7 protein-coding genes are annotated in these 11,114 nt (G+C 74.6%); 2 read left to right on the top strand and 5 right to left on the bottom strand.

The genetic code is table 11. The annotated features are described in order from the left end of the window. Positions 1-33: 33 nt before the first annotated feature. The 4 genes from ACWDYF_RS20775 to ACWDYF_RS20760 are packed head-to-tail and all read right to left on the bottom strand — an operon-like array spanning position 34 to position 5,780. Entirely contained in the window at positions 34-1,551 is a 1,518-nt protein-coding gene (locus ACWDYF_RS20775; protein ID WP_389464826.1) for an asparagine synthetase B family protein, read from the bottom strand. Continuing rightward, positions 1,548-2,768 carry a glycosyltransferase family protein gene (locus ACWDYF_RS20770; RefSeq protein WP_389464829.1) on the bottom strand — a complete coding sequence of 407 codons (1,221 nt, stop codon included), beginning with the start codon at positions 2,766-2,768 and terminating at the stop codon, positions 1,548-1,550. Before ACWDYF_RS20770 ends, ACWDYF_RS20775 begins: the two co-directional genes overlap by 4 nt. Continuing rightward, positions 2,758-4,692 carry an asparagine synthase (glutamine-hydrolyzing) gene (asnB, locus tag ACWDYF_RS20765; protein WP_389464832.1) on the bottom strand — a complete coding sequence of 645 codons (1,935 nt, stop codon included), beginning with the start codon at positions 4,690-4,692 and terminating at the stop codon, positions 2,758-2,760. Before asnB ends, ACWDYF_RS20770 begins: the two co-directional genes overlap by 11 nt. Positions 4,693-4,709: 17 nt before the next feature. Further along, complete coding sequence (locus ACWDYF_RS20760) at positions 4,710-5,780, bottom strand: NAD-dependent epimerase/dehydratase family protein (protein ID WP_389464835.1); 1,071 nt, start codon at positions 5,778-5,780, stop codon at positions 4,710-4,712. Positions 5,781-6,108: 328 nt separating this feature from the next. Between ACWDYF_RS20760 and ACWDYF_RS20755 the strand changes: the two genes are divergently transcribed. Both ACWDYF_RS20755 and ACWDYF_RS20750 read left to right on the top strand, forming a co-directional pair. Further along, on the top strand, positions 6,109-7,833 hold the full coding sequence (locus ACWDYF_RS20755; protein ID WP_381744367.1) for an ABC transporter ATP-binding protein: 1,725 nt from the start codon (positions 6,109-6,111) through the stop codon (positions 7,831-7,833). Next, positions 7,830-9,752, top strand: a complete 1,923-nt coding sequence (locus tag ACWDYF_RS20750; RefSeq protein ID WP_389464839.1) for an ATP-binding cassette domain-containing protein — start codon at positions 7,830-7,832, stop codon at positions 9,750-9,752. The genes ACWDYF_RS20755 and ACWDYF_RS20750 overlap by 4 nt, the downstream gene beginning before the upstream one ends. Before the next feature lie 12 nt (positions 9,753-9,764). On the opposite strand, the gene hemA is transcribed toward ACWDYF_RS20750, so the two are convergent. Next, the gene (gene hemA, locus ACWDYF_RS20745) at positions 9,765-10,991 is read right to left on the bottom strand and encodes a 5-aminolevulinate synthase (protein WP_389464841.1); all 1,227 of its coding nucleotides are present in this window, start codon (positions 10,989-10,991) and stop codon (positions 9,765-9,767) included. Positions 10,992-11,114 lie beyond the last annotated feature (123 nt).

The raw sequence follows: 11,114 nt of genomic DNA, 5'->3' as shown, positions 1-11,114 counted from the left end.
GGGTGTGCTGGGGTGAGCAGGGTGTGCGGGGGTTCAGGAGGCCCCGGGCGCGTGTCCGGACGCCAGGGACTCCAGCTGGAGCAGGTACAGGGCCAGCGGCTGGAGGCGGCTGACCCGTCTGGGCGCGCCGGGCCCGCGCCCGGCGGCCAGCAGCCGCGGCAGGACCCGGTCCCCGCCGCGCCGCCAGCCCGGCTCGGCCCACACCGTGTGGCCCAGCAGCCGCGCGAGGTACGCCAGCCGGTGCGCCACCAGCGACGGCCCGTGCCGCTGCGGCACGGCGGAGGCGAAGCCGAGACCGGCGTGCTCCGGGAAGGCGCGCAGCAGCGCCCGGTCGTGCAGCGTGCCGTCGATCTGGTGCGGGTGCGGCACCGAGGACAGATGGTCCACCAGGGCGTGGTCGAGGTAGGGGGTGTGGATCAGGAGCCGGTCGCCGCCGAGCGCGAAGGGGGCCAGCGCGATGGAGCGCCGGGTGCGGTTGTGGAAGAAGAAGGAGCCCAGCGGGAAGGCGGCCGGGGCGTGCCGGGCGAGTTCCGCGGCCAGCCGGTCGCGGGCGCGCGCCCTGCTCCACAGCCGGGCGGTGCGCGGTCCGAGCAGGTGCTCGACATGGGCGCCGGTGCGGCCCGCCGCCAGCAGCCGGTCGGCGAGTTCCGGCAGCGCGGCCGGATCGTAGGGGTTCTCCCGGATCAGCGCGATGCTCGGGTTCTGCGCCAGCTCGCCGCCGCCGAGCCCGTCGTAGGACAGGCCGCCGCGGCGGCGCAGAAAGGCCAGCAGCGGCAGCGTCCAGGCGCCGTCGAGGGTGCCCATGCCCTGGCCCGGGTTCGCGGTCAGCTCGGCGCGGAACTGGGAGCGGGGCCGGGGCAGGACGCGGTGCGGCAGACCGAGCCGGGCGGCGAGTTCGCCGGCCACCCGGGCGTCGGCGCCCGGGTCGGGCGGGAACTTGGCGCCGCTGACGCAGAGCCGGGGAGGCGCGCCCTGCCGGCACAGTTCGAGCAGGATGTGCCGGGAGTCCCGGCCGCCGCTCAGCGGGAGGTCGTAGGGCTCCTCGGGCAGCCGCCGGGCCACGGCGGCGCGGAAGAGGTCGACGAACCCGTCCACGGCCTCGTCGCGGGTCATCGCGGCGGGGCCGGGCGGCGGGGGCGCCGCCGAGCGGACGCGCAGCCCGCCGTCCGACCAGGTCAGGGTGGCGGCGGGCGGCAGCGCCCGGACGGCGGCGAAAGGCGTGTCCTCGCCCAGGAAGAAGCCGAGGCGGACGAAGACGGCCAGGGCGTCGTGGTCCAGCGCGGCGGGCTCCCCGGGGACGAGCAGGGCGAGCGGGTCGGGCGACAGGGCCAGGGAGTCGGCGCCGGCGCGGTAGTACAGCGGATGGACGCCGAACCGGTCGTTGCGGGCGCGCAGCCGCTCGCCGTCCCAGCTCCAGGCGGCGAAGACGCCTTCGGGCGGCGGCCCGTCGGCCAGTGGATCGCCGTCCAGCACATGCCCGAGCCGGACCTCCTTGTCGCCCTCGGCGCGCACCCCGTCGGGTCCGGCCACCAGCCTGAGCAGGGGTTTCACCGTGCCTCCAGCAGGGGCCGCACCGCGTCCCCGATCCGGGCGGTCACCGCGTCCTGGTCGAGGACGGACTCCGCGAAGGAGACGGCCGCCTTCTTGTGCGCCTCGATGGCGGCGGGCCGGGCGAGCCAGTCGTCGACGGTGCGCAGCAGTTCCTCGGGTCCGGCGCAGGCGCGGCCCAGGCCGTGCTCGTGGATCAGCCCCGGCACCCACCGCTCCATCGGCAGGCCCGACTCCAGCATCAGCACCGGGATGCCGAAGTAGGCCGCCTCCAGGGTGGTGTTGGGGCCCGCCTTGGAGATGAGCAGGCCGTGCGGGGAGCGGGCGGCGCGGTCGATGTAGTCGAAGTACTGGGTCTGGGTCAGCCGGCTGTGGAAGCGCCAGTGCGCGAGCCGGGCGGCCCCGGCGGCGGCCCGGTGGGCGAGGCCGGGGTCGTCGTAGCCGACGAAGACGAGGTCGGTGTCCGGGTGGGTGTCCGCGATGTGCCGCACCAGTTCCGGATAGATGTCGCCGCCCCGGTTGCAGAAGACGATCAGCCGGGGCCGCTCCGGATCGTCGTCGCCGCCCCAGGGCGCCTCCGGGCCGCCCGTCTCCTGGGCGGCCCCCGCGGTCATGAAGTCGCGCAGGTCGTGCTGGGCGACCAGCGGGCCGACCACCCGCACCCGGGCGGGGTCGCCGCCGCAGTCGGCCAGCAGCCGGTCGCGGGCCCAGTCGAACCCGACCAGGGTCAGGTCCGGGTACGGGCTGCGGTGCAGGGGCAGTTGGAGCAGCCCCGGGTTGGTGACGTGGCTGACCACGCGGGTGCGCACCCCGGACAGCCGTACGGCGGCCACGCACAGCCTCGCCACGAAGCCCTTGGTGCCGACCACGACGTCCGGCGCGGTCCGCGCCAGATGTGCGGTGAGCGGGGCGATCGCGGCGCGCTGCGCGGGCGTGGGAGCGGCCTCGAACCCGGCCGGGAATCGCTCCTGGAGGCGCCCCATGAGGCCCATGTAGCGCTCGGTGCGGGTCGCGGCGTCCGGGCTGGTCAGCGAGATGGTGCGGATCTCCGCGCCGGCCTCGCCGAGCCAGGGCAGGATCGGCTCCGCCTCCAGCAGGGCGGTCTCCGCCTCGACGGCGGTGCGCAGCGCCCGGGAGAAGCGGGTGGCGGCGAGGTAGTTGCCGAACTCCCCCCAGGTCCGGGGGGAGAGCACCTGGATGGTCGGGCGGTCAGGGTGCACGGTGGGTCTCCTCGGTGAGGGCGAGGGGTGCGGGCGGGGCGGCGGCCCGGCCGCGGTACCAGAGCTGGTGGACCAGCAGGGCCCACAGCTTGCGCGAGGTGTCGCGCCGGCCGCTCAGATGGTCGTCGGTCAGGACGCGCACGGCCTCCGCGTCGAACAGGCCGTCGGCACGCAGCGCGGCCGGCGCGAGGGTGTCCAGCAGCAGCGGGCGCAGCTCCTCGCGCAGCAGGGCCGCCAGCGGGGCGCGGAAGCCCAGTTTGGTGCGGTGCACGATGGACTCGGGCAGCCACGCGGACGCCACCCGGCGCAGCAGGTACTTGCCGGTCAGGCGGCGCAGCTTCAGCGCGGTCGGCAGGGAGTTGCCGTACTCGACCAGATCCAGGTCGAGGAAGGGCGCGCGCACCTCCAGGGCGCTGCGCATGCCGCCGCGGTCGGTCTTGGTGAGGATGGTGTCCCGCAGGAAGTGCGCGAACACGGCGAGCTGGCTGCGCTGCACACCGCTGAGGCCGTCCTGCCCCTGGAGCAGCCGGGAGATCTCGGCGAACGGATCGGGCCCGGCCAGGGCGGCGGCGCGGGCGTCCGGCGTGAGCAGCGCGGCCGACTCGTCCGGCCGGAAGGGCGCCGTGGACAGGTAGAAGCGGTGCTCGGGCGCCGCGTCCAGCCCCCGGGCCAGCAGCCGCAGCGCCGCCGTGGCGGGGAGGTTGCCCGTCCGGGCGGGCAGCACCCGTACGAGCGCGCCCAGCAGCGCCTGGAGCCGGTGCGCCGGCATCAGCCGCAGCAGCACCTCGATGGTCCGCTCGGCCTGGAAGTAGCGGTAGCCGAGGAGGAGTTCGTCCGCGCCGTCGCCGGTGAGCACCCCGCGCACCTGCTGCCGGGCGGCCCGGCACACGATACGGGTCGGCAGCAGCGAGGGATCGGCCAGCGGCTCGTCGGCCGCCGCGTACTCGGACTCCACCACATCGGCCAGGTCGCGGCCGGTGACGCGGACCGTGTGGTGCTCGGTGCCCAGATGGCGGGCGACCGCGCGGGCGTGGCCGCTCTCGTCGAAGTCCCGGTCGGCGAAGCCCGCGCTGAACGTCGGCACCGGGCGGCCGGGGGAGAGCTGCTGGGCCACCGCCGCCACCGCGCTGGAGTCCAGGCCGCCGCTGAGCAGCACGCCCAGGCGCCGTTCGGTGCTGGTGACCCGGCGGGCCACGGCCGTCCGGAACAGCTCCTCGAACCGGTCGGCGGCCTGCCGCACCGGCACCCGTGGCCCCGCACCGAGCCGCGGCCGCCAGAACTCCGTCTCCACGAGCTTGCCCTGACTGACCGTCACAAAATGGCCGGGGCGCACCTTGTGCACGCCGGACACCGCCGAGCCGGGAGCGCAGAACGCCTGGAAGGTGAGGTACCCGGCCAGGGCGGCCGGGTCCGGGGTGCGCGGGGCGGCCGGATGGCGCAGCAGCGCGGTCAGTTCGGAGGCGAAGGCCACTCCGCCCGGCACCCGGGTGTAGTAGAGCGGCTTCTTGCCCATCGGGTCGCGGGCCAGCACGGTCGTCGACGTCCGCGCGTCGTGCAGCGCGAACGCGTACATGCCGCGCAGCCGCTCCAGTACGGCCGTGCCGTGCCGCTCGTACAGCTCGACCAGGACCTCGGTGTCGCTTCCGGTGCGCAACCGGACGCCGTCCGCCCGCAGTTCACGGCGCAGCTCCGGGTGGTTGTAGATCTCCCCGTTGAGGACCAGCACGGTCGAGCCGCCGGCCGAGCGCAGCGGCTGGCGGCCCTGCCCGGGGTCGACGAAGGTCAGAGCGCAGTGTGCGAAGGTCACCCCCCGGTGGTGGCACCAGCTCGACCCGTCCGGGCCGCGGTGCGCGACGGCGGCCAGCATCCGCCGGGCCGTGGCCAGGGACGCGTCCTGTCCGCCGCCGGTGTCGCTGAATCCCACGAAGCCGCACATACCGGCTACGACCGGTCGGTGGGCGTCGTCCCGGTGCGGCCGCCCGGCCCGGACGTCCCGGCGGCCGGTGCGGGGGGTGCGGGCGGCGGTGCGGCGAGGGCGTGCCGGGCCCACTCGACCTGGGTGGCGAGCCCGGTCCGCAGCGGGGTGCGCGCGGTGAACCCGAGCAGCCGCTCGGCCCGGCCGACGTCCGCGGTGGTGCACCGCACGTCCCCGATCCGGGCCGCGCCGTAGCGCACATCGAGCCGCGCCCCGGTCAGTTCACCGGTGAGCGCGAGGATCTCGTTGACCGAGGAGGCGCTGCCCGTGCCCACGTTCAGCACGGTGCTGCACCGGTCGGGGGAGGCGGCCGCCAGGGTCAGCGCGCGCACGATGTCGAGGACGTACACGAAGTCGCGTACCTGGGTGCCGTCGCCGTACACCTCGACGGGCCGTCCCTCCAGGGCGGCACCGATCACCCGGGAGATGAACATGTCGGGCCGCTGCCCGGGGCCGTACACGGTGAAGAAGCGCAGCGCGCCGACGCTGAGCGCGGTGTCGCGGCGCGCGGCGAAGGCCAGCGCCAGCCGCTCGGCGGCCAGCTTGGTGACCCCGTAGGGGGACAGCGGACGCGGCAGGTCGTCCTCGCTCATCCGGCCCTCGGCACCGCCGTACACGCTCGACGAGGACGCCATGACCACCCGCGGCACCCCGGCGCGCACACACGCGTCCATGAGGCGCTGGGTGGCCAGCACATTGCAGTGCAAGTACTCCGGGAATTGCGTCCAGGACGGCCGCACACCCGGTAAGGCGGCCAAGTGGAAGACCACTGAGGCGTTCTCGAGACAGGACGAGAGATCGGCGAAGGCGAGATCGGCGTGGACCGCGCTCAGCGCACCCGCCGCCGCGGTCGGCGGAATTTCACGCCCGGTCCAGGAGGCTTTTCGATCAATACCCACGACATGTGCACCACCGCGCCGGAGATCCTCCACAAGATGTGCACCGATGAAACCGGCCGCACCCGTGACCACCACTTTCCCGGCGGGTCCCGGAACGTTCCCGGACGCACCGTCCGTGTCCCGCGCGTCACACGGCATGAGAAATCCCCCTCGCGTCGAACGAACCCGATTGTTCAAGGCGGTGCTCCGTACCGGCGCCGGCCCCGGGCGCGGACGGCCGTCACCATGGGACCTCGGACGCCCCCGGAAAAGACACAGGGCCAAGGAATTGTGACCGAAAACAGTCGGCCCGCCCCGCTGCCGAACGCGATCATTCGCGATCAATTGGTCCGGAAGACCCGTGGAGTCTAGCAGTGCGCCGAAACCGCAGCAACGGTCCGCATTCCACCGTACGGCGTGATTCCCAATGCGCGGGCCGGACTTTATCCTGGGGCCTTCCGCCGCCCGGCGAAGGGGGAGGACCGCTTTGGCAGCCAGTCCGTTACGGCAGCTGTCCCCGCTGATCCGCTATCTGCGCGGCGAACGCCCGGCCGTCCTGCTGCTCGCGGTGCTCGTGCCGCTCGGCGTCGTCCTCCAACTGGCCGCCCCCTACCTGCTGCGCCGCTTCGTCGACAGCGCGCTCACCCAGCGGCCCGCCCAGGCACTGCTCACCGTCTCCCTGTGGTACCTGGCCGCCGCGGTCGCCCTGCTCGCCGCGACCATCGGCGCCGACGCGCTGGCCTCCCGCCTGGCCTGGCGCGCCACCAACCGGCTCCGGGCCGACCTCGTCGCGCACAGCCTGCGCCGCTCCGCACGCTTCTACCAGCGCTTCCCGCCCGGTGAACTCGTCGACCGGATCGACTCGGACGTCACCCGCCTCGCCTCCGTGATGTCCGCACTGCTCCTCGAAGTCGCCGCGCAGGCCCTGCTGGTGGGCGGCATCCTCGCCGCGCTCTTCCTGCTCGACTGGCGTCTCGCCCTGGTCTTCGCGCCCGTCGCCGCCGGTACGCTCGTCCTGCTGCGCCGCCTGGTCGGCCGGGCCATGCCGTTCGTCGCCGCCCGCCGCCAGTCCTCCGCCGAACTCCTCGGCTTCCTGGAGGAACGCCTCGCCGCCGCCGAGGACCTGCGCGTCAACGGCGCCTGTGACGCCACCCTGGCCGACCTGGAACGGCGGCAGGCCGAGCTGTACCGGCGGGCCCGCGACGCGGCGCGCGTGTCCGTGCGCCGGCCCGCCACGGTCCAGGGCCTGTCGACGGTCAGCGTCGTCCTCGCCCTCGCCGTCAGCGTGTGGCTGCACTCCGCGGGCCGCCTCACCACCGGCACCGCCTTCGCCGCGCTCTCCTACGCCATGCTGCTGCGCCGCCCGCTGCTCGCGATCACCACCCGCTTCCAGGACCTGGAGGAGGCCGCCGTCTGCGTACGCAGGCTGCGGGACCTGCTGCCCCGGCGGCCCCCGGCGCACCCCGACGCCACGGCGCTGCCGCCGGGACCCCTCACCGCCGCCCTCGACCGGGTGACCTTCTCCTACGAACCGGGCGAGCCCGCGCTGCGGGAGGTCTCCTTCCGGCTGGAACCCGGCGAGCGGCTCGGCATCGTCGGCCGCACTGGGAGCGGCAAGTCCAGTGTCCTGCGGCTGCTGTTCGCGCTCCACCACCCCGAGCGGGGCGCCGCCCGCGTCGGCGGCGCGGACGTGCGCACCCTCGATGCGGGCGTACTGCGCCGCCGGGTCGCCCTGGTCACCCAGGAGGTGCAGGTCTTCCACGCCAGCCTCCGGGACAACCTGACCTTCTTCGACCCCGCCGTCGACGACGGGCGGGTGCGGGACGCGCTCCGGGAGGCCGGACTCACCGACTGGTGGCGGGCCCTGCCCGACGGGCTCGACACCGTGCTCGGCACCGGCGCCCGCGGCATGTCCGCCGGAGAGGAGCAACTGCTGTCCCTGGCCCGGGTGTTCCTGCGCGATCCGGCCCTGGTGCTGCTGGACGAGCCCACCGCCCGCCTCGACCCGCACACCGAGGCGCTGCTGCTGCCCGCCCTGGAACGCCTGCTGACCGGCCGCACCGCCGTGGTGGTCCAGCACCGGCCGCACGCGCTCGGCCAGGTCGACCGCATCCTCGTCCTGGACGAGGGCGCCGTCGTCGAGGACGGCCGCCGCACCGCCCTGGCCGCCGATCCGACCTCCCGCTTCCACGGACTGCTGCGCGCCGGATGAGTGCCGCCGACGCCCCCGAGAACGCCGAGGAATCCGAGGACACTGAGGAATCCGACGACACGATGGACACCACCGACACCCCTGCTGCCTCCTCCGCCGCCACCGAGGCCACCGCGCCACCGTCGCCCGCGCCCGCCACCGGACCCCCGCCGGACGGCGGCACCCGCTCCACGCTGCGCCGCCTCGCCGCCGCACTGCGCGGTTCGGCCGCCGCCTACTGGACCCTGACCGGCCTGTGGGTGCTGCTGCGGGCCGGCACCCTGGCGGTCGGCCTCCTCTTCCAGCGCCTGTTCGACGGCTTCGACCGCGGCGACGGGGTGTGGCTCCTGATCGCCTGGGTGGCCGCCGTCGAGACGGCCCGCCTGTGCCTCCAGTTCGCCGTGATGATCAACCGGCTGGAGCCGCGCGTGCAGTACGGCACCACGGCCCGGCTGCGCCGCGAGCTGCTGGGCTCCGCGCTGCGCCGGCCGGGAGCCGCCGCCACCACCGCGCCGGGGGAGACGCTGCGGGCGGTCGGCGAGGACGTGGACGAGACCGGCTTCTTCGTCGCCTGGGCCCCCACCAACCTCGCCCACTGGCTGTTCGTGATCGCCTCGGTCACCCTCATGATGCGCATCGACGCCGTCGTCACCTGCGCCCTGCTCGTCCTGCTCGTCCTGATCACGGCGGTGACGGGCGCCGTCCACGGCCGCTTCCTGCGCTACCGGCGGGCCACCCGCACCGCCTCAGCCCAGGTCGCCGGAGCCCTGCGCGAAGCGGTCGGCAACGTACGCGCGGTGCAGGCCGCCGCCGCCGAGGAGCATGTGGCCGCGCACATCAGGCGGCTCGACGACGCGCGCGCCCGAGCCGCGGTGCGCGAGGAACTCTTCGCCGGTGTGCAGCGCACGGTGATCGCCAACGCCGCACCGGTCGGCGTCGGCGTCGTCCTGCTGCTCACCTCGGGCCGGGCGGACCACGGGGCGTTCAGCGTGGGCGACCTGGCGCTGTTCATGTTCTACCTCCAGATCCTCGCGGAGGCTCTGGCGTCCATCGGCATCCTCTCGGTCCGGCTGCAACGGGTCTCCGTGGCGCTCGGCAGGATCGCCGGGTTCCTCGGCGGGGCGCCGCACGACCCGCCCGGGGAGGCCGGACCCGGCGCCCCCGTCCGGAAGGCCGGTCCTGATCCGGCCCCGGACCCGGACCCGCACCCGCCGCTGCGCGAGCTGACCGTGCGCGGGCTCACCGCCCGCCACCCCGGCACCGGGCACGGCGTCCACGACGTCGACCTGAGCGTCGTGCGGCACGGTGTGACCGTCGTGACCGGCGGTGTCGGCGCGGGGAAGACCACGCTGCTGCGGGCCGTCCTCGGACTCCTGCCGTGCGAGCGCGGCACCGTGCTGTGGAACGGCGAACCGGTCGCCGACCCCTCCGCGTTCCTGGTCGCCCCGCGCTGCGGCTACACCCCGCAGGCGCCCCGGCTGTTCAGCGGCTCGGTCCGCGACAACGTGCTGCTCGGCACCGCCGACGACGACGGCGCGGTGCTGTCCGGCGCGGTGCGCACCGCCGTCCTGGGCCCCGACCTGGCCGCGATGCGCGACGGCCCGGACACCGTCGTGGGACCACGCGGGCTGCGGCTCTCCGGCGGCCAGCTGCAACGGGTCGCCGTGGCCCGCATGCTGGCCCGCAGCCCCCAGCTCCTGATCCTCGACGACGTCTCCAGCGCCCTCGACCCGGACACCGAACACCTGCTGTGGCAGCGGCTGCTGGAGCGGCGGGCGACCGTGCTCGCCGTGACGCACCGGCCCGCGCTGCTGCGCGCGGCGGACCGCGTGGTGGTGCTCAGGGACGGGCGGGTCGAGGCGGCCGGGACCCTGGAGGACGTCCTCGCCGCGTCGCCCGAGATGCGGCGCGTCTGGTCCGGCGGCCGCGGCGGCCGGTGACGGGTGGGCCGCTCACGGCAGCCGGGCGACCTCGCGCTCCGCGCTGTCGCGCGGGGCGTCCAGCTCGGACCAGACGGTGTCCAGGGCGGCCGCGAACTCCCGTACCTCGTCCGGCTCGTGCACCGCGGACGGCGCGATGCGCAGGATCTCCTCGCCGGCCGGGACACTCGGCGCGTCGACCGCCTGCACATAGATGCCGTGCCGCTCCAGCAGCAGGGCCGACATCCGCTTGCACAGCCGGTCCTCGCCCACCAGGGCCGACACGATGTGCGTGCGGTCGGACAGGAACGGGATGCCCCGCTCGCGCAACAGGGCGTGCAGCAGCCGGGCGTTGACGGCGAGCCGCTCCCGCTCCCGTGTACTGCCGCGCAGATGGCGTACGGCGGCCAGGGCGCCCGCCGCGACCGCCGGGGGCAGCGCGGTGGTGAAGACGAAGGAACGGGCGTACGCGCGGACCGCGTCCAGCAGCACGGTGGGCCCGGCCACATAGCCGCCGGTCATGCCGAACCCCTTGGCGAGCGTGCCCATCACCAGGGTGAAGGAGCCGGCGAGGCCCTCCCGCGCGGCGATCCCCGCGCCCTCGGGCCCGTACATGCCGACCGCGTGCACCTCGTCGAGGAAGGTCACCGCGCCGTGCCGCTCGGCGGCCTCCGCGACACCGGCCAGCGGGGCGATGTCCCCGCGCATCGAGTGCACCGACTCGGTGACGACGAGTTTCGGCCGCTCCGGGGCCACCGAGGACAGCAACTCCTCCAGATGCGCGCGGTCGTTGTGCCGGAAGATGAACTTCTCGGCCCCGCTGTGCCGCAGTCCGTCGATGATCGACGCGTGGTTCAGCCGGTCGGAGAAGACGGCGCAGTCGTCGATACGCCCGGCGAGGACGGACAGCGCCCCCTCGTTCGCCGAATATCCGGAGGTGAACAGCACCGCGTCCTCCTTTCCGTGCAGCGCGGCGAGTTCTGCTTCGAGAGCGACGTGATAGTGGTTCGTGCCGCCTATGTTGCGTGATCCGCCGGACCCCGCTCCGTATTCGTCGACGGCGCGCTTCATCGCGGCCAGGACCTCCGGATGCTGCCCCATACCCAGATAGTCGTTGCTGCACCAGACCGCGATTTCGCCATGGTGTGCGGTGGTGGCGGCGGGGAATCGACCGGCGATGCGGCCGAGCTGGAGGAACTCCCTTTTGCGCGCGGCTGTTTCCTCGGCGAGACGAGCGAAGAAATCGATGTAGTCCGACATGTCCGGGCCCACTCCCTGTCGCTTCCCAACCGGCGCGGGCCATCGTAGGATGCGCCGCGTCACTTGCACAGTGTGCGTTGCCCGCTCCTGACACCGTTCGAAGCGGAGTGCCGATGACCGAAT

The organism is Streptomyces sp. NPDC003284 (assembly GCF_053589675.1).
The sequence above is the reverse complement of the archived record's forward strand: the minus strand, read 5'-3'. Positions and strand labels throughout refer to the sequence as shown.

What these genes read in the sequence shown, in the direction of transcription:
- hemA (WP_389464841.1), bottom strand. Translation starts at nt 10,991, where the DNA reads ATGTCGGACTACATCGATTTCTTCGCTCGTCTCGCCGAGGAAACAGCC.
- ACWDYF_RS20750 (WP_389464839.1), top strand. Translation starts at nt 7,830, where the DNA reads ATGAGTGCCGCCGACGCCCCCGAGAACGCCGAGGAATCCGAGGACACT.
- ACWDYF_RS20760 (WP_389464835.1), bottom strand. Translation starts at nt 5,780, where the DNA reads ATGCCGTGTGACGCGCGGGACACGGACGGTGCGTCCGGGAACGTTCCG.